Raw genomic sequence first — 23,889 nt, 5'->3', positions numbered from 1 at the left:
TTAATCAAGGTTTTCGTTTCCTAAGTTCAAATCGTCAATTGAATCATTCGCTTCTTTTTCCCGAATTTTTTCAAAAATCGATTTATATTCTTTCTTATCCGCCACCCGTATTATTAACCACATATTTTCTGGATCAAATCTTCCTTCTAATATTGCATCGAGTTCAGTAGGTGAACCAGTTGACTCCATTCTTATAACTCTGTAGTCAGCTTTATCATCTTTTATAACTTCCTCTCTTGTTTTAAAAAGTTGGCAATCAGTATTATTATTCCCCGTTAATACATAGAGATAAGTATTACTATCTTTTAGACCTTTCCAGCTGGAAGCTCGCAAGTACAGTAACCCTGACTTGGCAGAGCGACACTTAATGTTTAGTGCGCTCGAAAAACTTTTATCTTGATTAGATGGGTAAACAGGATAAAGTTGAGAGTACTCATGTGTCACTTTCAAATTTTCTTCTGCTTCTGATGTCTCATAACCGCTATGAGTGAGATACACTAATCCCTTGATAAGGGCAGAAAGATTTAAATCCTTATGAAATCCTCTAGGAATATCATCTCCAAACAACCGTTTAAGGGCATCTGCTTCCTCATCTGAGTAAATTACTTCAATCTGTTCTCTCCGTAGCTTTTTCTCATATTCTACTTTAGCATTACTTAGGTCATTGTATACCTCTTTAGGTATAATGTTTTTAAGTGGATATGGTAATTCCTTTAACTCATCAGCAGTAATATAGATAGAGCCTTTAAGATTCAAGGCTTTACCTGAGAGCTTTTGCTTAGTAAATAAATTATAGTAATTGATCTGATGAGGCAACATGGATCCGCCTTTATATATGAATATTGGATAGTTAGTTCTAAGTGACCAATTAGTGTAATATGGTTCACTTAAAAGTTTACTATCCCTTTTGAGAAGTTCCTCATCAGGTGCCTCGGATACATTAGCAACAATTGGCTTCAGGTTACTCTTGTAATTATCAGATAGTATACCATCTAATACGTACCCCCCGGACTGAGATATGCTTGCAAATATTTCACTACCCCATTCGCCCCAGCCACTATGAGTATAATGAAACACTTGCTCTGTGCTCTGTTTTACAAGTTTGAAAGCATCAGACCCAAATGCTTTTACCACGGGTACAGGTAAGTTAATAATGAGTACCTGATTCTTTTCTAACTTCTCATAAATAGGCTTTAAGTATTCTTTACTAAACACTAAATCACCCTCAACTTGCTTTATCATAAGCCAGTCAAGTGTATGCTTTAGTAGACCAATATTAGTGAGATTCGCTAAACCCCTATCAAAAGTATCCCGATCTGATTCTAGTAGCCCCTTGCGAAGTTGAATAACAGCGCTTTCATCTCCGTTTATTCCTGAATTTATTAAAAACCTGATTTTGGCTACCTTGTCTCCTATTTCTAACCACTCTAATACCCAACTCGCTAGCTGCTCATGAGGTAAGGCATAGCTCTTATCCAATAGGATATTATCAAAGCTTATCTCTCTAAAATTAAAGCCTAACTGATGAAATCTTGTATAATTATTTTCATAAAATAATGAGAGCATTTCAAGGGATAGCTCCTTAGCTTTCACAGGATCTTTATCAAAGAGATAATCATCAAAATCTAGCTTGCCTTTTCTAAAGTCAAGAGTGGGATTATTTTCTTTATGTAGAAGAAGGAATAAGATTTGGGATGGAGTTAAATAGTGACTATGTGAAGAATGTATTTCATTGAAAATTTCTACATGTTTTTTTAGAGCAGTCTTAAATACTTTTCGTAAGGATGAGATATACTTAAAATCAATAAAGTTATTGATAACCAAGGTAAGAGATTCTGTTTCATTCTTGTAGTTGTACAATATATTAGACAGCTTCAGCTCGTACTTTCTTTCTGGTAGGTTAACCCCATTTGGAAAAGTAAAAATAACATCATCCGAAACATTCTTTCTGCTTAGAAAATGACCATCAATAGTTATCTTATTGATTACATTATCATAAAGTTTGTCATCCTCTTTACCAAGTTCAACTATGATTTCTAAAACTTTATGAGCATCTGAATCTTTATCATACTTTTCAGTTGAAAGTAGATCAATAGAGGAAAGGCACTCAATAAATAGTTTTTTAAGGGCAATCTCTTTAGTCTTATGAATGAAGTCTACATGTCGAGTAGAAAATAATCCATTCTTAATTAGATACTCAATAAGTTCATTTCCTTCAAGCAAACCAATTGCTTTCCTATCTTCGGAATACAACTCAGATGGCAATAGAGCCAGTTTTGAATTGAAACTATTGACAGCACTTATTGCCTCTACTAACTTAGAATCTTCCGTATAGTATTGCTGGGGACCGAGAGTCCTTGAAAAGGTAAATACATTATTACTCTTAATTATATTGAATAGCTGAAAGAAAATTTTCTCCCCATTATTCTTTAGCCAATCAAGAAAATCATTTATGTGATCCAGTACAAAGCTATTAGCTTTTGTGATTATCTGTGAAACTGTACCCTTCTTACAACCTAACGCAAAGGCTTTTATAACAGGCAATGATGAATGTACTGGTAGCTTTGCTTCTGAGGATGTTTCAAGAAGATACTTAATTCTTTCGTACTTATCTTGATCTAAATTTAAAAGGCTGTCAGGGCAATATGCTTCTGCAGGTAGTTGAAAAGCATCTATAGAATCTAGGTATAGCCATGGGATACCCGTATAAATCAGTTTCTTATCCGTTGGCAAAGATTGATATAGCTCAAGAATATATGTATAGAATGAATTTACTTGATTAGCTTTTACACTAAATTTCAGTTCATCAAAAGTAGATGGGTTGCAGAAAATCTTTTCGAGTATTTCATCTTGCTTAATGAGATGCTTTTTAAAGCCTGATGCTAATCCTTTTTCTTCCTGTTGGTTAATCACAAAGGCAGCAAGCCAAAAGGGTAAATTAGGACAGGTATTTGTAATTAGACTACCTAGAGGCTTTAGTTTTCCATTATCTACACTAGACTGAAATAACTTGATTGAGTGTGCAAATTTTGTTTTACCTACTTGGTCTAATTTTTCAAAAAAAGAAAGTAAAGAGTTTTTTTCAGAGGCGTTAAGCTTATGAAGTAGCGTATTTGCGGCTATACGTTCATAAATTTTAATATCTATGTTTAAATAGGTTTCCGACTTACCTAAAACAGCTCCGTAAATATTTTGATAATCATCAATGTAAAAAGTTGACAGTTCATACCCAATATTAATTAAGATACCTTCTATATCTTTGATTTTAGATGTCTTCAGATAAAAGTCCTCCTTAAATAATACATCATTTAAGCTCAAGACAAAATCTGAAGATCTGATAATAGGCAGATTTAAAAGCCACTCCCTATCTCCTGAATATTTCACACAGAAATCATCCAACCACTCTAAAAACTTAATATACTTAAAGTCATATAGCTTTTGAATAAAGGACGAAAGCAAATCTTTATTTTCTGCAGTAACTAATACTGCTTCAAGATTTACAGAATTAAATCTTTCAATGTTTAAGTAGTTACTCTTGAGTTGAAGTTGGCTGAGAACAATAAGTGGAAGTTCTTTCGAGGTAGCTGAGATTTCTTTAAAGAATTTTGGCCCTAGAACCGATGAAATCCCTGTGTCATCAATAATTATCTCTTCACACTTTTTCAGGTTTCCTCTACTATCAATAATGAAAGGTACTTCTTTAATTCCCCCTCTAATTCCATTATTAAAAGCTTTATTTATAGTAGCTAATTCTTCATTTCGTTCATCTAATAAATTAACAGGTAGCAGGTTTAGGTATGTTTTTGCATAGGGAAAGTACTTCTTACCTAAGGATTCATTAACTATACTACCAAGTTTAGAAATCCATTCAATAGTCTTAAATCCTATATGATAAAACAGATAGTGATTCCACAAGTTCTCTATTTGGATAAACTCTCTATCAGATTTACTTATGAAATCAGCGTTTACTAAATAAGGAAAACCAAACCTTTGATCAGAGGTCGGTAAGTAATTAAATAGAATTGTTTCATCTTTACTTAGTTCTTCAATTGCAGTCCCATTAATTTTAGCGGCGAAAGAAATCGATGTTTTGTTCAGTCGACCTAATTTCTCTGGAATATTCTCTAGCTTTAGACCATCAGCATCATGAAATTCTATTTTTCCTCCATCTACTTCTCTTCGCTTAAAATTTAGGCCAGCTTTTTCAAAATCTTCATTTTGAATATTTATTTGAAAGTCTTCTCGAACATATGAAGAGATAAGCTCATTATTTCTGAAAACATCTAATCCGATCTGATTGTCTCTTACTGAAATGATAACAGGCTCAGAGGAACTAAAAGGTTTGTATGAAAATACTTTCGTCTTCCTCAGAAAAAGTAAAAAGCGTGGCTCCCGAATTAAGCTGTAGATCATGCCTTCATAATCTTTCTGCTTAAGAATAGCTTCACCTACCTCTAATGCTATAGCAACTTGTTGATTGTTGAAAAATGGAGAATTTTTAAGTTCCTCAGGGTAATCCTGCCAATCAACCCAAATAGGTTTTATCTGCCAAGGGATGAGATCAATATTTGTATAATGCTTCTCATTTCCTCTATACTCTAGCTCAAATTCCTTTTTGGCAGTGGGAGTTTTTGAATTATAATAGTCAGCGTATAATGACCAAAAGTCTTTATATATAGGAGCTAACTTGTCAAATTTGAAAGAGTAATCTGCTGATTTTATATATACCCTATTTGAGTCTGTAAATACAGATTTAAAGCCAATACCCTTATAACCAGTCTGCGTCTCGCTTTTTGTTTTTGTACTCTTGGCTGCATCGGAAATCGCTCTTACATTGTCTCTTGTGAAAAACTGCCCATTATGTAAAAATAATAAGTGATTCTTTAGCAAATACAACTCAATATTTACACCATCATTTGAAAGTGGCATATCATCAGCGTTTTGAATAAGCTCAAATACAAAGCGCTTTGTATGAGTATATAATTCAAGCTCATTGAGCTTTAATTGTGATGCGATCGTAGATGCATCACCTGGATTCTCACCCTTACGACTAAACCAGTATTTAATGAAGTCTTGAGGCGATTTGTAATCATCAACTGCAGAGTAACTGACAACTTTTAACTGAAAAGGGTTTGTTGTTCTTTTATCATCAGCTTCAGGTTCCAAGTCAACTTTATAATACTGACCATCAACTAAATCGTCAGCATTATATTGATGACATGATATTTGTCTGCTAAACATATAACCATCCATTCTAGGATAGAGAAGTGTTCTATCTTTATCTGGGATTCTGAAGTTGATAAAGAAACCAAAAGGGGATTTGGGTTTTGGCTTTCTAAACTCGGCTATGAATTGTAATTGATCTATTTGCCAATATTTTAGCAGTTTAGATTTGATCACTTCCGCTGATAACATATAAATATGTGAGATGTTATATACCCTACAGATAATTTAAATAATGCTCTCTATTGTTCTGAATATTTCTTAATCATCTTAAAAAAAGAAGCAAGAAATTTCCTTGAGTATGTTTCTCTTAATGCAGGAGGTGTATCTTGTAAATTCAAGCAAGTTGCAACATGTGGAGCATCAATACACAATGCTCTTGTTCCTGGGTTTATTCCCTGATATTCCTTAACCAATACACTAGATCCTTGGGAGTAACATTTACCGTTACAGGTACTGATATAGAAGTTATTTAACTCTTTCTTGGCAGCTGATACCATTAGCCTACTGAATAACTCCCCTCCTATTACTCCAATCTGATTTACCTGGTCAGATTTTACTCCATGGCTCGTATACAGTCTGTTTTCCAACCCTGTTCTACTTATCTCTGAAGGCTCACTTGGTAAATATGCCTGCAAAGCTAATCTGTATCTTACTACAGATTGAGAAGTACCATCATTTGAATAGTCTGAATCGAAAAGCAAATCAAAAACAGGTTTAGTTAAGATTTCTTCTCCTATCTCTTCGGTTAACTTCTTAAAAGATTGTAGTGTCATTGTAAGTTTATAGAGGACAGCTTCGGTTGGATATATGTTTGAATGCAGAGTTTGAAACCTAATAATACTCTTTGATATAAGCATACCCCCGCTCGAACAGCTGCTGGTCTTTGTGCAGTTTATACTTGAGCAAGGTCTTTCTTAATGCTTGCTGCACTTCCCGCTCACCGGAGGCGGTGGTCTGCCAGCCATTGAAGCGGACTACTTTTACAATTTGGTCGATGTCGTTTACCAGGCGCTCTACTACGGCGGGGGTCTGGTCTGTCTTCAGTTCCAGGAACAATTCTGTAAGAGCCGCTGTGGCCGTCTTTTGAACAGTTACCAGCTCTACATCCTTTTCTGCCTGCACGGTTTCCTGTGCTAGTTTGCAAAGCTCTTTAATAAAGTCGATACTGGAAATCAAGCCACGTTCGGCTTTGTTGCGCAGGTCTTCCAGGCGGTCGCTTAGCTTAACGAAGTTGGGATTAGTGCCGTGCTTGCTCCAGCGCCGGATAAGTTCTTTTTCCAGCTGCTTTACCTTCTTGGAGTTCGGGTTCTTGAACAGGTCATCAATTACTTCTGCATCCAGGATAAACTCTTCTAGGTCATCTATACCGCCTACGTGAATGTTCTCATGAATCAGCTTGGTGGTTTGGGCACCCAATCTGAACCAGAGTAGCTTGCCAATATTGTCAGTTGCTGGTTTTACTGACTCGTATACCTGCGACAGCCATTTATAGTCTTTCTGATAAGGATTAAGCACATCATCCGGTGAAAGCGATTCCCAGAGCTTCGTCAGGTATTTGTAATCCACTGCAAAGGCATCCTTTTGTTCTACTGTTTTGATAGCATCCTGGGCGGCTTCGAGTCCTTCAAAACCATCCAATGAACGGTCTACTCCTTCGAAGTGCCTCAGGCAATCAGCCATTGCCTCTGGTAATCTCTCACGCAGTTCATCCAGATTGGTCACTACTTTTTTCACGCTCTCTTCGTCGAATTGCAGGGCTTCGGCGGCATCGTCGAAAATTCCGAAGTAGTCTACTATTCGGCCGAAGGTCTTGTTCGGGTATAGGCGGTTAGTACGGCAGATGGCCTGTAGCAAGGTATGGTCCTTGAGCGATTTGTCCAGATACATAGTCTGCAGGATAGGCGCATCGAAACCGGTGAGCAATTTGGCTGTTACGATGATGAATTTGAGCGGTGACTTAGCATCGTTGAACTCATCTACAATACGCTCCTGCTGCGACTTATCAGCTGCCCACTTTTGCTTGAAATCAAAATCGTCATTGGCGCTGGTGGAGATGACCACCTTGCTGGCCTCAGGTATAAAGTGCTTGTCCAACTCTTCTTTGTATTGCACGCAGGCGAAGCGGTCTGGTGTGACGATCATGGCTTTAAAACCGTGCGGCAGCACCTTCTCTTTGTAGTGCTGCACAATATCTTCCACAATGATCTGCACACGTTCAGGTGACTTCAGGAAGGCAGACATCTTGGCGGCTTTCTTGCTGAGTGCATCTGCTTCTTCATCACTTAAAGCAGCTTCGTCTTTGAGCTCTTTAAAGAACTTGTCAATCGTTTCTTTATCGACATGCACATCTACCAGGCGCGGCTCAAAGTGCAAAGGCAGCGTGGCTTTATCACGTATAGAATCCTGGAAAGTATACCGTGACATGTAACCTTTCTCGTCTTCTTCTGAGCCGAAAGCCCAGAAAGTATTTTTGTCTACTTTGTTTATGGGCGTACCGGTTAAGCCGAACAGAAAAGCATTAGGTAAGGCTGCCCGCATTTGCCTGGCCAAGTCGCCTTCCTGGGTGCGGTGCGCTTCATCTACCAGCACAATAATATTGTCGCGGGTGTTCATGTTCGGCTTGGCATCCCGGAACTTATGAATCATGGAGATGATGATCTTGCGCGTGTCTTTCTCCAGCAGACCATGCAGCTCGCTTATACTTTCAGCAGGCTGCACGTTGGCCACATCTGCGGCATTAAACGTGCCGGAGATCTGCGTGTCCAGGTCTGTTCTGTCGATCAGGATGATAACCGTCGGACTTTTCAGTTCCGGCATCTTGCGGAGCTTTTGTGCGGCAAACACCATTAGCAGGGATTTACCGGAACCCTGGAAGTGCCAGATCAGGCCTTTCTTTATGCGGCCTTCTTTTACCCGCTCTACTATTTTGTTGGCACCTTCATACTGCTGGTATCGGCAGATGATCTTGATGCGCCTTTTCTTTTTATTTGTGGTGTATAGCGCAAAGTTCTGGAGTATATCGAGCAGGCGTTTCGGGTGCAGCAGGTCGCTTAGCTCCTTCCCTACTTTACCAAGCCCTAATTGCTTTACCAGGTTATCTTTATCAGCTTCTAATCTCCACGGTGACCAGAAATCCAGCGGGCAGCGCACAGAACCATAGTACAGATCTTTGCCTTCGGTAGCGAAAGACAGGATGTTGGGCACGAACAGCTGCGGAACAGCATTCTCGTATACCTGGTGAATTTCAGCTGCACCATCGAGCCAGGATACTGCCGGACGAATAGGCGTTTTCGCCTCGCCGACAACCACCGGCATACCGTTGATTAGCAGTACAACGTCTGGTATCTTGGTTTCGTGGTGGTGAATACGGTATTGGTTGGTGATGACAAAGCTGTTGCTTTGCGGATTGTCAAAGTCTATAAGCCGAACCGGTACGTGGCGGTTGTTCTCACCAAAGGGCATGGTCTTCTCACCGGTTAGCCATTTGGCAAACTCTTCGTTGGCCTTTACCAACCCCGCCTGGTTTACGGCGAGCAGAATAGTTCTTAGCTTGTAGATCACCTCATCGGCACGCTCGGGGCTTTGGGCAATTTCCGGGTTGATGCGGATAAGTGCCTCACGCAGTTCGATCTCCACCAGTACTTCGTTTACCCCACGCGCTATGGCCGAAGCGGGCTTGTACTGCCACTGAAAACCATAAGATACCTGCTCATCAGCCCAGTTAGTATGGTTTAGGTTTACGCCGCTAAGTTGCTGAACAATGTAATGCTCAACGCTATTCAGTTCGTTAAAGCTCATAGGCTTGGGCTTAGAAGATTTGGTTGATTAGGGATTTTTGAAGTTGTTTAGTCTTATCTATTCTATTTTCAATCTGTTTTTTAGTGTGTAGCAAAGAATTGATTATTTCTACAATCTCCCTTTGCTCCTCTAATGGTGGAATAGTTACAGGGAAATTTTCAACATCAACTTTAGTGATATTTGGGTCTTTTCTAGAGCTAATCGCTACTTTTTTCCAATAATCAACCCTAGAGTTTAGCAAGTGCAACAGATAATCAGGTAGAATAACACCCTTATCAACCATTATTGCTGAAACTGCTTGATTTGTAGCTGCTGGTAACTTTAGTATACCTGTTCTACCAATCTGATTAAAGCCGCCATACATAGCAACAAGTACTGTGTCAGTTGGGCGAACTTTGCATGAAGTCTTAGCTAAAGCTATTTCTGTTATTTTTTCCTCAGTCTGATAAATCTCACCATTATTAAGATCTAGAGTTTTTACCCAGGGAATTGTGCCACTATCAAAATAGCTTTTTTCTGCTCTAAGCGGAGTTGAACCCGCTTGTACTTTAGAAATCGCACTTAATTTTACTATTTTCCAATTATCTGGTAATGGGACTATACTTGATTCAAATCCGCGATTTATTCTACTGTTTGTAAAAGCAGTAAGCTGGTGTAAAATTGATTGTAAGACCTTTGATTCACTTAAAGCTAATTCATCCCCAGCCCAAAGCAATTCAGCGATTTGCTCTTGCTGGTCTCTATGCGGAATAAGAAATTCATAGTCAGCAAAATCATTGAACTTGGCTCTTGGAGAAAGTGAACCAGCAGAGTTCTTAACAGCCAGTTCAAAGAATTTATCGTTCTGAATCAGAAACGGCAGCAACTCTGGAAGAAGTCCCTTCTTAACTTCTAGTACTGTAATATCACCTGAACAAATCCCATCAAAAGTAGCTATTGCGGCTTTCTTCAAATAAGCTCTTCTTCTACCAAACAGTACCTGCCCTTTGCGGAACACTTTGGTAAAAGTTGTGCCATCAGTTAGCGTACCCCATGATTTGATGTGCAGGCTTTCAGGCTCCAGGTGCTCTAATCCTACAATACGCTCTATACCTTCGGCAACTGGGTCTTTTACCGTTTCACGCACCTCTCTCACCACATCACCCAGCTTTACTTTTGTCCAGGATGATTTATCTATCTCAAATGTTGTTTGTATTTCTTCAGCCAGCATCATCCCAGTATTTCAAATAGTTCGTTCATAGATTTCTTTAGCGAAGCAGAGCTCTGTTCCCAGTTCTGCAAGGCTTGTTCTAATGCTATACCTTCGTTTGCTTCGCTATTATCGGGTGCCACATACAGGTTAATGGCCAGCTTTCCATTGTTAACCATTACTTCATCTATACCTACAACACGGGCTAATCCAGGTATATCCTGAAAGTTCTTGTAAGTATTAAAGATGGTCTGAATATGGTTCTCCTCCAGGTAAGCAATGTTCTTATCCTGCCTTACTTCTTTTACTGCATTAATGAAAAGCACCTTGCCTTTTTGCGCCGCAGCTTTGTTGTTCTTCGTTACCAGTAGACAAGCCTCCATCGGCGAGTTGTAGAACAGGTTTGGACCTAAGCCAATCACACACTCTACTATATCACTTTCAATCATGGCACGGCGCATGGCAGCCTCCGAGTCACGGAAAAGTATTCCGTGCGGCCAAAGCGAAATAGAACGGCCTTTTTGCGGGTTAAGGCTTTGCTGCATGTGCTGTTGGAAAGCATAATCCGCACAGCCCTGCGGCGGTGTTCCCCAAATGTTACGTCCATAAGGGTCGCTTTCAAAGGCTTTGCGGTCCCAGGCTTTGATGGAGTATGGAGGGTTAGCTAGAATCACGTTAAACTTCTTCAGTTCGTCATGCTCCAGCAAGCCCGGTTCGCTCAGCGTATCACCACGCACAATCTGGAACTCCTCAATACCATGCATAAACATGTTCATGCGGGCAATGGCCGACGTGATCAGGTTAATCTCCTGCCCATAGAGCTTGAGTGAGCGGTATTCCTGTCCGTTTGCCTTCAGTTGCAAGGCACAGTTCAGCAGCAAGCCACCGGAGCCGCAGGTTGGGTCGTACACGCTTTCGCCTGGCTGCGGGTCCATCATCAGTGTCATCAGGCGCACCACAGTGCGGTTGGTATAAAACTCCGCTGCCGTGTGGCCACTGTCGTCCGCAAACTGCTTGATCAGGTATTCGTAGCCGTTGCCTAATTGGTCATCGGGCACATTTTTCATGTTCAGTTTATGCTGCGAGTAGTGCTCCATCAGGTTAAGCAGTGTCTCGTCGCTCAGGCGGTCCTTGTTCGTCCAGCTGGCATCCCCGAATATCCCGAACAGGGTCTCCGGGTTCGCCTTCTCAATGGAACGCATGGCCTCCTGCAAGGCCATACCTACGTTCACCGTTACTTCCCGCACATTGTTCCAGTGCGCACCCTGCGGTATCTGGAAGCGGTGGTTCTCTTCAAAAGCTGCATACTCCAAATCGCCATTGCTCTCCTCAAGCGCCTGTGCATACTCTTCGTCATATACATCCGAAATGCGCTTAAAGAACAGCAGCGGGAAAATGTACTGCTTGTAATCGCCAGCGTCTATATGTCCTCGCAAGTAAGTGGCGGCTCCCCAAAGGTATTTTTCTAGTTGTTGTTGTGTCATTTGATAAACTCGTTCAGCTTCGCTTTAAACTTCTCTTCTGCCAACAGGCATTCATCCCACGCTGTTTTTAAATCTGCCAGTGCTTCTTCTACTGTAGGCAGGTTATCTTTTACCGTCTTCTCGATGTAAAGCGGGATGTTCAGATTATAGCCGTTCTCAGCGATCTCTTCCAGCGTGGCTACTTTCACTTGATTAGGTACATCTTTAAAAGCAGCGTACCATTCAAAAATCTGTTCCACATTTGCTATCTCCAGGTAGTTCTGGGCACGACCGACACGCATCTGCTCAGAAGCATCGATAAAGATTACTTGCTTTTGCTTCGACTCTTCTTTCTGGCCTCTGAATACCATAATACAAGTTGCAAGCTGTGTGCCGTAGAAGATGTTTGGCGCCAGACCAATCACCGCCTCCAACAAATCCATTTCCAACAGCGCCTGCCGTATTTTACCTTCAGCACCTTTTCGGAACAAGGCACCATGCGGCAGCACCACTGCCATACGCCCCGTGTTAGGCTTCATGGATTTGATCATGTGCTGCACCCAAGCCATGTCACCGTTTCCTTCCGGAGGAACACCCGCAATGTTGCGACCAAACGGGTCATTCACCCAATTGTCGGCACCCCACTCCTTTAGCGAGAAAGGCGGGTTTGCAATTACACAGTCAAACTTTCGTAAATGGTCGCCTTCAAAGAAGGCAGGGTTGCGCAACGTATCGCCACGCGAAATCTGAAAATCCTCAATGCCATGCAGGAACATGTTCATGCGGGCAGTCGAAGAAGAAGTCAGGTTCTTCTCCTGTCCAAAAAGCTTCAATGTTCTGTAATCTTCACCATTGTCTTTGAGGTGGTTGATGGACTCCAGCAGCATACCACCTGTACCGCAGGCAGGATCGTAAATGCTCTCCCCTTCGTGCGCGTCTATGATCAGCCCCATCAGATGCACCACCGAACGCGGGGTATAAAACTCTCCGGCTTTCTTATTGGTCAGGTCAGCAAAATGCTTGATAAGGTATTCGTACGCCTGCCCCAGCATGTCCGGGTCCACGTTGGAGTTGGCCAGGTTGTACTGCGAGAAGTGCTCCACCAGGTTAATGAGCAGGTGGTCAGAAAGCATATTCTTATTGCTCCACTGCGCATCTCCGAAAATACCATATAAGTATTCCTGGTTCGCCTGCTCTATACCCCGGAAAGCTTTCTCCAGCGCCATACCCACATTCACTGTCGTTTCACGCACATCCTGCCAATGGCAGCCTTGCGGGATTTCAAAGCGGTGGAATTCCGGTAAGGAAGCATACTCTTCATCACCGTCAGACTCAGCTAAAGCCAATTGGTACTCTTCGTCATATACATCAGAGATTCGCTTGAAGAATAACATCGGGAAGATGTATGCCTTAAAGTCTGATGCTCCCACTGGTCCCTTCAATATCCAGGCAGCTTTGGCCAGGTACTGCTCCAGTTGGGAAAGGGTAATTTTATCTTTGGGTATTTTTAAATCTAACTGCAATGTAAGACGCTTTAAGATTGGGTAATCAGATTGCTTCGTCGGTATAGCTAGCTGCTATACCTGAAGTAATATAACGCATTTAATTATATATAGAAAATATTGTATGCAAAGTTAGAAATATGTTATAATTTTAGTTTATAAATATAGCTTTTATAAAATAAAGCTTTAGCAAATCAGCAGTAAAAATAACGATACACCTGAAGATCAGGTGCTTATTTTTTTCACCACACAGAAGCGAAGAAATCAGGTATGGCATCATTAGGTTGGATAGACTTTAGCAAAAAGGATCGGGAGCGAGTAAACACAGTCTTGGAGCTATTACGGCCTGACGGCCAGGTAGATGAACTGGGCATCGGCACCATGCGGGATGCCCTGGCAGATACCCTATTCCCAGGTATCTCTACGATCCAGACAAGGGCTAAGTATTTCTTTATCATACCTTATATCTTGTATGATTTTCTTCGCTTGCCTCCTTCCGAAAGGAAAAAGAAATCACCCACCAACTACCTTGAAGAGCAGGAATATGAAGTGATGTATGACCTGGCAGACGCTTATAATAGAGAAGAAGGCCATGGCGTAATAGGGGTTACCAAACGAAGAGAACTTAAAGAAAAAGTTGCCAGGAGGCCATCTGAAGTTTACTGGAATGGACTTAACACGCTCAAATGCCTTGATTCAAAAGGCTTATCTGCTAATGCATTTCTAAATAGGGCAAATAAAGTAAATGCAGAAACTTTAGTACATGCTATTGCAGAAGAAGGGCACGGAGACGATCCGGACGCCGGCTTTGATAACTATTTCAACGTCAAAGTTCCAGTAAGCTTAGACTGGAGAACAGGTATAAATCTGGAGCTGAATGAAACAGAAGCTTCATACCTGAGAGATGCAATCATGGATATAAAGGATTCCGTACTAGCCGCTGTACTGGAAAGCGAAACGCTAAATGACCTGTTTATATCGTCTCCATCTTTTGTAGAATTTGCAAAAGCAAGCATTGATATAATCGATTCCTCCCAACTCAGAAGGAACATGGTATTGGCTCATGACTTTGCGATACTGATGGAAGGCGCACATATAGCCTATAACCAAGAGCTTCAAAAGCAGTTCTTAGGAGTTGATTCCTTTGATGATGCCTGGGATGATTGGTATCAAGACCTACACAACAAAATGTTTGATTTAGCGGGGTTTCAGCCAGAAGACATTTTCTACAATGCTCCCACCACCCGGCCACAGACGCGCCTTTTTGTAATAGAATGGCTACACCTTGTAAGAGCAAATCAACTGGATCATGACAAAAAGCAAAAATTAATAAGAGCACAGGAACTGCAGGCAAAACGAAAGAAAGCAAGGCTCCAGTACCACCAGAAGGATGATGTGAAGCAGGGGAAAAGGATAGGTCTCAGATTACTCGACTTTAGGTATAACAATGCTAAAATTATAGTGCAGGATATAAAAAAAGGATTGGAAAATGCTGGACGCTAAAACAAACAGGCTTTACTACGACAAGCTGTTAAAAGCCCCTGATGGGTACGAGTTCGACCATGCCGTTACGACTTCTTACAGTCTTGATCTGGAAGCCATTCTGCTGGTGCCCATTGCGCTATTTTACTCGGCGGATTTTGACTTTGACCTGAACAAAACACGAGATGATCTGATCGAGGCCCTTACCAAAGCCTCTGAACGCATTACTATATTCTGCCAGAGAGGAAAGATCAGAGTACCTCAGCCTTATAACAAGCTCATCGCTTTCTGGGAAAAGGGCATACATCAAATTCAGATGCCCCAATACAACCAGTCTTTCCATCCGAAAATATGGCTTATTAGGTATGTGCCGCTCAATAAGAAGAATTCAGTTTTATACAAATTCATCTGCACAAGCCGCAACCTAACTTTTTCACGCGATTGGGACATTGCAATTAGCAGTGAAGGCACAGTAGATAAAATGCTATCAGGGGAAAACAATAGTATACTTGATATGCTGAAATACCTTGATGGCTATCATAAAAACAAAGTACCAAAAACATTCTTCAAAGAAATCTCTAAAATCAGGTTTGATTTTCCTAAGAATTTTACAGGCATAACATTTCATCCGATTGGCATATCCGATCAATATGCGAACCCTGTTACCGCACAAGCTGCAATACAAGACGAGCGCCTGGTAGTATCTCCTTTTCTTAAAACAGAAACTATTCAGCATTTAAGGCTAAAGGCTAAAAGGCTCATGCTCTTCAGTTCTGAATTCGAATTATCACAACTAGCCCCTTCCCTCTTAGATCAGATTAAGGATAAGTACAGGTTTTCTCCTTTTGTAGAAGATGCTGAAAAGATGAATACGTTTAGTGAAGCGCATGAAATCCCTATGAACCAGAATCTACATGCCAAGTTATTCATAGATAGAAAAGGTAGAAACACCTCGTGGTTTCTTGGTTCGGCCAATGCAACTCAGCCTGCCTCGAAGGGTAATATCGAGTTTATGATAGAACTTAAAACTACTTCTAAGAATTTGAGTCCGGTTAAAGTTCAAGAGCAATTCCTATCAACCGTCGATGGTGGTATAGCATTATTTGAACCTTATACCGGCTTAACCAGCCATGTACCGGATAATGAAATAATACTGGAGCAGCAGTTAAGAAAATTAACACACGAGATTTCTGCCATTCAGTTTGCTGGAGAAGCCATTGAGAATGGAAATCAGCGTTTTGATTTAATCATTCATGTACCAGAATCTTCTATTCAGTTACCAGCAGGTATAACAGCAAGAATTCGCCCTCTACCTGAAAAAAATAGAGTGGCAGTGCCGTTATTATTAGGTCAAGCTGAGGTGATCAAAGATTTTCAGGACTACGCTGAGGTCGAGTTAAGCCCTTTTGTTGTCATTGAGTTATGGGAAGATACTGCACTCCGAGAAAGTTTTGTACTGGATATTAAAATCGAGCTAAATGATAGTCGCCTAAATAAAATTTTCTCGAGCATCATCAATAGCAAAAAAAGGTTTCTCAACTATCTTTTCTTCTTAATGTCAGAAGAAACACCGGACGTTCATGAGGATGAGCTGCATGAAAAATCAGCTCCCCAAGGTTTGAATATGGGTACAGATAGCAAATTCTTTCCTGATGTCCCCTTGTATGAGAAGCTACTTTACACTGCAAGTCGTCAAAAGCCTAAATTACACGATATAGATAAGTTAGTCACGAAAATAAAATCTGAAAAAGATGAAGACGGTAACGAGATTGTTTCAGATGAATTTCTAAAAATGTGGAAAGTTTTCTTTGAATATGCAGAAAAGAAATGATGGAGGCTCAAGAATACATCGATAAGACAATCCTCTCACTGAGAGATTTTCAACAAGAAACTGTAAACTACATTTTAGAACAGTTTTTTGGGCAAGGAAAGAACAAAATACTAATCGCTGATGAAGTAGGTCTTGGCAAAACCATCGTTTCGAAGGGGGTTGTTGCAAAGATGTTCGAGAGGCATCTTGAAACTTACGGACCTCTAAAAGACTTTGGAGTGATCTATATATGTTCTAATCAAGCAATCGCAAAGCAAAACATCGGAAAGCTAAACTTCTTTTCTGGTGAAGAAGCTGAAAATATTGTAGACTACTCAACAGAGGATGACCGCATTACTGCTCTGGCTTACGAGCCTAAAGCTATAACTAGCCGGTTTAAGATTAGAATCAAAGCTTTCACGCCTGCTACATCTTTCGATCAGAACTCGACAGCTGGCCGTTCGGACGAACGCGTTCTCCTTTTCAGATTACTGTTTGATCATCCGGAATTGCGCGGTAAAACCAATAGCCTAAAATGGTTCTTGAAAGGTACCCGTAGGATGAATGAATCTAATTGGGACAAAGTAATAGAAGACGCCAAATTAGTAGAAAAAGGTAAACATCAAAAGCACTTTCACCTAGGTACGTATCGTCAGATAAGGCAAGGCATAAAAAACAAGTTCAATAAGAAGTTAGAAAAGAAATTACCTCTAAAAGACTATAAGCAAATTTATGATGCTTTAGGTCTCAATACCCCATGCTCTTTGATTCAAGTTATAGCAGCAATTTGTTCCAAAAGAATTACATCTATTAACTACTATGAAAAATCAAAAATCTTTTGGCCTCTCATCAGCTTCTTAAGATTAAAACTTTCGGAATGCTGCAAAGATTACCTCATAGCTGATTTGTTTATTCTGGATGAGTTTCAACGATATAATCAGTTACTTAATACGCAGGAAACAGAAAACCCTGGAGTAGAACTTGCCAGACAAATACTGAATAATACTGAAGCAAGGGTATTGTTACTATCAGCCACTCCATTTAAGCCCTACACAAATGACTTTGACGAGCTCCATGGAGAGTCTCACTTTAAGGAGTTTGATAAGGTGCTGAAGTTTCTCTTACAGGACGAATCCACTTCATTCTGGTCTGAATTTGATGAAAATAGAAAGCGCTTTTTTAACTATATCCGACATCCTGAAAAAATCAAAGAATCAAGTAGTGAATTAGCGCTCACTAAACAGGCTATAGAAAGCACTTATCATTCTGTAATTGCGAGAACAGAAAGAATGATTGTATCTAAAGAAAAGGATGCAATGATCAATTCAACTGTGAAGCACCTGGAGATAAAGAAAGAAGATATAAAAGACTTTGTAGCTTTTGATCAGATCATTCAAATGCTTAATAGCAAGCATGATTCAAGGTTACCTATACCTATTGAGTACTCAAAATCCAGTCCGTACCCCTTATCCTTTTTAGCAAATTACCAGCACAAGAAAAAATTAGAGCAACATTACAACAGCGATGCGGCACTACAAAAAGTTGTTAAAGCAACAAAAGATGCTTGGCTGGATTTGAAAGTGATCCGCAATTATCAGCCTTTATTTCCAAAAAAAAGTAATTCAATTCCTAACCCAAAAGCAAGGCTTCTTGTTGAAGAAACAATTGGCGATGATGGTTGGAAATATTTATGGATACCACCTAGCATACCTTACTATCCATTTGGTGGTATGTTTAGAAAAGCGAAAGGATATACAAAGTCTCTGATATTCTCTTCCTGGAAAATGGTACCAAGAATGATTTCTACAGTAGTTTCTTATGAGGCAGAAAGACTCTCTGTTGGTAAATACATCGAGCAGAATAAGAGTAAACATACCAGCTACTTTGACAAAAGAAGATACCCTTTTCCTTTACTGAATTTTAAAACAAGCAAGGAGACAGATGAGCTTCTAAGCATGAATAATTTCCTGCTTAACTATCCTTCGGCCTTTTTAAGCAGCTTGTATGATCCGCAGAGTAATTTATGGGAAAACAAATCTGTAGCTGCCATCAAAAACCATTTAAAGCAGGAAATTAAGAGAAGCCTCCTTCAGCTCAATATCATGAGAATAGGCAAAGAAGGTGGCGATTGGCAAAAGTGGTCATGGTATAGTTTGTTCTTACTGGATAAATATCATGCAGATGTGGATCTGATGAAAGATTGGTTAGCAAGCCACCAAGATACTGTAGACATTGATTCAAATGATCCAGATGAAAAAGGAGGTACTGCAAAAACAATTTACCTTCAGGAAGTCACGCAGATCTTATCTGGAGGAAGCGCTCCTAATGTAAGCCGCTTAACCATAATACAACTCGACAATATTTGTGAGTTTTTAGCAGACCTCTGTCTTGGTTCTCCGGCAGTATGTTCAGTAAGAGCACTTAATAAATTATTTAACGAACGTAACAGTAGCACTTTTAGCAATAGTTACCTAGTTGCAGCAGGCTTTATATCGCTGTATAACAAACCAGAATCTATTGCTATCATACAGTCAACTAAAGAAGATGTAGACTATTATAGAAAAGTATTGGTCTATAACATTGATGCTAATATTCAGTCTATGCTGGATGAATACTTCTATTTATTAAAAGATAGCAATAGCATAAGTACTGCTACGGAGCTTGCCAAAATTGTCTCAGAAATATTATCAATTAGACCTAGTCTTCTGGATGTATCGACAATCAGCAACCTCGGGAAGGTTAAAGACAAAGAGAAAAATAGAATCAGGACGCACTTTGCACTCGACTTTGGCGAGCAAAAACTATCATCAGCTAAGGCAAACCGTCAAATAAATATCAGAGAAGCTTTTAACTCCCCTTTCCGTCCATTTGTGTTAGCGTCTACCTCCATTGGTCAGGAAGGATTGGATTTCCATTTCTATTGTAAGAAAATCATTCACTGGAATCTTCCGGGCAACCCAATAGATTTCGAACAAAGGGAGGGGAGAATTCATAGGTATAAGGGACATGTTATTCGTTTGAACATCGTTGAGAAATATCTTTCTAAACTAAAAGAACAGCCTATTCAAGCGGGCTTAGTTTGGGATACCCTTTTAGACATAGCTTCTGAGATAGAAAAGCCACTAGCTGATTTTCATTGCGATTTAGTACCATGCTGGCATGTTGAACCCGTCAATGGTATTACAATAGACCGTATTGTGCCACTGTATCCATTCAGCAAAGACATTGATAAATTTTACAATATGCTTAAGGTTCTGGCCTATTACAGATTCACTTTTGGGCAACCACGCCAGGAAGAGTTAATACAGGTCATTCAGAATTTTGATGATCCTGCTGCTATTCAGGAATTGATGATAAACCTGAGTCCGATCTGTAATAAGAAAATAGTTACCCAACTCTGTTGAAAAAAACTAAGGCTAAATTTTTTGAGTTATGTTTTTGCTTTAAACCCTAATAAATAGATGAGAGACAAAGATTGAGTTAGATTCGTTCTACTATTGACTACAAATGACATTGAGCTTTACGTTACCAACAGTATGGAGATAATGATGAGTATTCCCCAAAAGCAATAATATGCTCTCTGAAGCGCCAGCTTTGCTTAATGAAGGTTGCACTATGTAGATGTGAAAACGCATTTCTTTTGTCCATTTGGCAGCATTTAATAGTGTTCCCAGCTGATCTTCAGAGCCCTTCACTAATCTGCTGCAGGTATTTCCTGATTCGGTCTTTTCGTTTCTACGAAGCAGGTGATCAAAAAAGTGACGCCCCTCCCTGTGTTTCCAGTTCAATGATTTTTGCGCCTGTCCGCAAACTTGGTAGAAGTTGTCTATGTCATTACCTACTCTGCCCCCTTTAGCATACTTGAGGTGGTATAGGTGTACGTCCATATGCCTTTCATAATCGTTTATGGCAACAATGTCTGCTATCTCACCTGACCCATCGTCATCATAAACAACATCAAAATCATTCTTAATCTTATCAATAAAATAGTATTGTATCGAATCCTGTTCATAAGGGCTTATACCTTGAGACTCTTTTCTCAGATTTACTCCTGCCCAAGTATCTGTATGTATATTTTCTAGAGGAATATGACCCACTCTATCTCTCAGTTTAACATACCTGTTTTGGAAAAGCTGAGAGCCATCTGCAAACCAAAATGTAGGGGTGTAAACCTGAAAAAAATCGACTAGTGCTTCATCTCTCCCACGATATAATATTCTTGCAGGAATATTATCCGTCTTCTTCACTTCAAAGTATGGTTCCTGCATTCCTGCTACAGTTCGCAGGCCAAGGTGCATTTCAAATCCTACACTCTCTCCATCTGTATCCACTTTAAATCGAAGCTCACCAGTTGGACTAAGGTCATCAACGCTAAGCTCTGAATTAAAAAGAAAAAAAGGTTTGCCATTTAATAGCATCTCATATTTATCTTCGGAATACATGTACATCTCTGGATGCCATTCAATAGCAATTGGAGTTACATCTGGTGCCTGCGAAATAGAAATAGGGACAAGGGTTTGCTGCAAAACCGCGTTTGGGTCAATGTCAGGATTTTCCACTATTTCACCTATAGTACTGCACCATTGAGTTAACTCCTGCAGGTTTCCCCTAGAGTGTGACCATATTTTGCCTTTCACAGAGCATCCGAGGGAAACCTTTTCTCCATTTTTGTAGCCTACACCAAAAATATTATTCTTTACAAGTGTTCCTTGCTCCAGCAGTTGCAATCCATCCTGCACACCACGACCGAAATAGGATTGGAATGTTATATCTCTTCCCACACCTCTTCTTGCACCGACATTATAAAGGGAGAGACGGTGCACTTCATGGAAGATTTTGAATACGTCCATTCCGCATATCTTCGTACTCTCCCCTGAAAAAATAGACTTCACTAGCTTTTCAGTGGCTAAGCCCTTCATAGAAGTATTGATGAAAATTCTGTTGCTGTCTGGCGTATACTCCCAGAAGACTACAATCAGTTCCCAGTCAACATTTTGCACTACATCAAAATCTCCCCAATCAACTTTTGACACTTTCCCAAGTATGATGACTAGTGTATTTGATTCTGAGTTGTGGTCTGCAAATTGGTGATCATAGGAGTCAATGTTTGAAACCCCTTCTTTCCAGTTACGAGGGCTCCATTCTTCAGTATCAGACTTATATACTACAGTACTTAAAGCGGGAACAATATTCTGAAAGGGAATAATAGACTCTTCCAACTTCCCAAAACCGTCTAAGAAATCTTTGAAATCTATCTCTTTTTGTGTGGCGCCCTCACTCATTGTTGGAAGAAGAAGGTTCCAGTCAGAGTCCTTCGCATACAACTGATCCAGTTCCTCTTTTATCGGTGGATATGCTAAGTTCGTGATGAAACTGGCTTCCCCAAGCTGGTCGTATGATGACCGAGTGAAACGTCCTATGAATTGCAGGGTGATAGGGAGACTTTGTCTTTCATCATGAACGGCAGCTATCTTCAATTCTGGAAGGTCAAATCCCTCCCCCAGCATATCGACACAGATTACGATCTTGTGCTCTTTATTTTTTATGGCACTTATTCGTTGAGACAATCCTCCTATTCCTGTGTAAACGAGAACAGGATTCAGATCTTCATGCATACTATAATATTCAAATACTTCCTTGGCTCGTTCCTTTGTTCTGCACCTGGCCATCAAAATGTGATGAAAGCCATTCAACAAGTCAGTCCTTAGCTGCTGCACAGCTTTTTCTGCTATCGCCTCATCAGCTCTTCTCTTGTCATATTCCCGTATGGGCAGGTAGTTTATTTTCTTATAATATTTTTGTTCCTGTGCTTTTTTCAATGAGAATGAGAAGATAAACTTACCGTCTAGCTTCTTGCCGTCATTTCTATAAGGTGTAGCTGTGAATAGAAAAACCTTTCCTTTATCAAAAAAACGTATAAAATCTTTCCAAGTGCTTGCTTGCGAGTGATGCGCTTCATCAATAAAAAGGTGTGAGAACTTTCGAGATAACAAAGATCTCGATGAGGCAGAAAGACCAGTAAGGATGCTCATGGTAGTCACTACCACATTAGATTTTGAAATGAACTCCTCCAACTCCGAAAGTTCTTCAATCTTGGAGTTCATTACACCTACGATAGGATTTTGGGCTTCTCCATCTATCACACCGAATTCCTTTAACAGGCCAAGCGTCATAAACTTTTCAGACAACTGCCCCCTTAATGAGTCTGATGGAACAGCCACCAAGAGCTTCTCACATTGGTTGGCAATCAGCGAGCAAAGCATGGTTTCTGTCTTGCCTGTGCCAGTAGGCATGACAACGATACCTATCTCTTCTGCATTCTGTAAATGGGCCAATATAGAATAGAGAGCCCCTACCTGTGGAGATCTTAACCCTGGCTTCCTAATAGCAGGGTCTTCTTTTACAACTTTGAACTTTCCACTCCACGAAGTGATCACTGAACTCGGATCAGTATCCTGGAGAGCGGGATTTCTTAGCCACTTTTTGATCTTTAGATTATTAGATCTGAAGTCTTTCCGAACCAACTTTTTAGATGATAGTAAGGCATATTCGTAAATTTCAGGAATTTCCTCGCTTTCACTATTCGTGAAATAGTACTCCCTCCCATTAGATTTTAAAATAAAAGGTGAAGTACTAACCAATTCACAATTATTTATTGTTTCTTCTTTACCAAAATGTTGCGTTATAAAATTGTTATTAGTTGAGTAACTAATCTTTATAATTGGAGGAAGGTATATTAAATTCATTTAGAATATGTGTCTTAACATGCTTTGCTAGATAATTCATCGGCACAATTTGACGATTGTTTAAAGATAAATTACAAGACATAAACTTGTATATAAAGTTTAATATATTATAGTACTACTCAATTTATAATGTTTTTCTTAAGCTGGTTTGTAAAGCACTAAATATTGAAGCAGGCACGGCCTCAACCTGCTTTCTGATAACAAAAGTTATGCTTAACAGCATTAGATGGAGGAAAGGTGCTTGTCTCTTAAACTTCCTCTTCTACAACTATATAATTATTCAAGAAGGCCAAATCTCTGTGGATAAGGTTCGATAATTCAATCCTTCGGTCTACAGCAAAGCCCCTCAGCAGCAACTGTGGGGCTTTTTTTATTATCTGCGGACACTATTCGGACACTAAATTCCGTTCCCCCTTCCATCTGCTTGCTACTAGAGCCTGCTTTCAGAAGTAAAGCAACTGTGCAAGGATATTTGTGGTGGTTTCCCCTGCATTAGGTGTTCGATGCATCAATAGCTATTCTCTCCAACCAATACTTCTCTTCTGTCTCACCTACTCATCTCATTAATTCAATTCTCCTTTTGATTAGTGAGATGGCAGATTGGAACATAAGGAAAGCAGTTTTGCTAGTCAGCTCCTTCATAGTGCTAAAACCGCCGTGGCTGTTGCACAAC

The 23,889-nt window shown here is 40.1% G+C and carries 10 protein-coding genes; 3 read left to right on the top strand and 7 right to left on the bottom strand.

Translation table 11 applies throughout. The annotated features are described in order from the left end of the window. The 6 genes from LN995_RS20015 to LN995_RS19990 are packed head-to-tail and all read right to left on the bottom strand — an operon-like array spanning position 1 to position 13,199. Positions 1-5,415, bottom strand: a complete 5,415-nt coding sequence (locus LN995_RS20015) for a sacsin N-terminal ATP-binding-like domain-containing protein (RefSeq protein WP_229962867.1) — start codon at positions 5,413-5,415, stop codon at positions 1-3. A gap of 50 nt (positions 5,416-5,465) precedes the next feature. After that, positions 5,466-6,083 carry a hypothetical protein gene (locus tag LN995_RS20010; protein WP_229962866.1) on the bottom strand — a complete coding sequence of 206 codons (618 nt, stop codon included), beginning with the start codon at positions 6,081-6,083 and terminating at the stop codon, positions 5,466-5,468. Continuing rightward, the gene (locus tag LN995_RS20005) at positions 6,058-9,024 is read right to left on the bottom strand and encodes a type I restriction endonuclease subunit R (RefSeq protein ID WP_229962865.1); all 2,967 of its coding nucleotides are present in this window, start codon (positions 9,022-9,024) and stop codon (positions 6,058-6,060) included. The genes LN995_RS20010 and LN995_RS20005 overlap by 26 nt, the downstream gene beginning before the upstream one ends. A 10-nt stretch (positions 9,025-9,034) precedes the next feature. After that, on the bottom strand, positions 9,035-10,237 hold the full coding sequence (locus LN995_RS20000; protein ID WP_229962864.1) for a restriction endonuclease subunit S: 1,203 nt from the start codon (positions 10,235-10,237) through the stop codon (positions 9,035-9,037). Next, entirely contained in the window at positions 10,234-11,697 is a 1,464-nt protein-coding gene (locus tag LN995_RS19995; RefSeq protein WP_229962863.1) for a type I restriction-modification system subunit M, read from the bottom strand. The genes LN995_RS20000 and LN995_RS19995 overlap by 4 nt, the downstream gene beginning before the upstream one ends. Next, positions 11,694-13,199: a type I restriction-modification system subunit M gene (locus LN995_RS19990; protein WP_229962862.1), complete on the bottom strand. Its 1,506-nt coding sequence runs from the start codon at positions 13,197-13,199 to the stop codon at positions 11,694-11,696. Before LN995_RS19990 ends, LN995_RS19995 begins: the two co-directional genes overlap by 4 nt. 249 nt (positions 13,200-13,448) lie before the next feature. On the opposite strand from LN995_RS19990, the gene LN995_RS19985 reads away from it, so the two are divergent. Genes LN995_RS19985 through LN995_RS19975 form a run of 3 tightly spaced genes read left to right on the top strand, consistent with a single transcriptional unit; the run spans position 13,449 to position 19,874 of the window. Continuing rightward, on the top strand, positions 13,449-14,681 hold the full coding sequence (locus LN995_RS19985) for a DUF6361 family protein (protein WP_229962861.1): 1,233 nt from the start codon (positions 13,449-13,451) through the stop codon (positions 14,679-14,681). Next, the gene (locus LN995_RS19980; protein ID WP_229962860.1) at positions 14,668-16,491 is read left to right on the top strand and encodes a phospholipase D family protein; all 1,824 of its coding nucleotides are present in this window, start codon (positions 14,668-14,670) and stop codon (positions 16,489-16,491) included. The genes LN995_RS19985 and LN995_RS19980 overlap by 14 nt, the downstream gene beginning before the upstream one ends. Then, a complete protein-coding gene (locus LN995_RS19975) occupies positions 16,488-19,874 on the top strand; it encodes a DEAD/DEAH box helicase family protein (protein WP_229962859.1) in 3,387 nt (1,128 codons plus the stop codon). The genes LN995_RS19980 and LN995_RS19975 overlap by 4 nt, the downstream gene beginning before the upstream one ends. Before the next feature lie 90 nt (positions 19,875-19,964). Here the strand turns inward: LN995_RS19975 and LN995_RS19970 are convergent, their stop codons facing one another. Next, complete coding sequence (locus tag LN995_RS19970; protein WP_229962858.1) at positions 19,965-23,216, bottom strand: DEAD/DEAH box helicase; 3,252 nt, start codon at positions 23,214-23,216, stop codon at positions 19,965-19,967. Positions 23,217-23,889 lie beyond the last annotated feature (673 nt).

The organism is Pontibacter silvestris, from assembly GCF_020907275.1.
In the GTDB taxonomy this organism is placed as follows: domain Bacteria; phylum Bacteroidota; class Bacteroidia; order Cytophagales; family Hymenobacteraceae; genus Pontibacter; species Pontibacter silvestris.
This window is presented reverse-complemented; position numbering and strand designations above follow the sequence as displayed.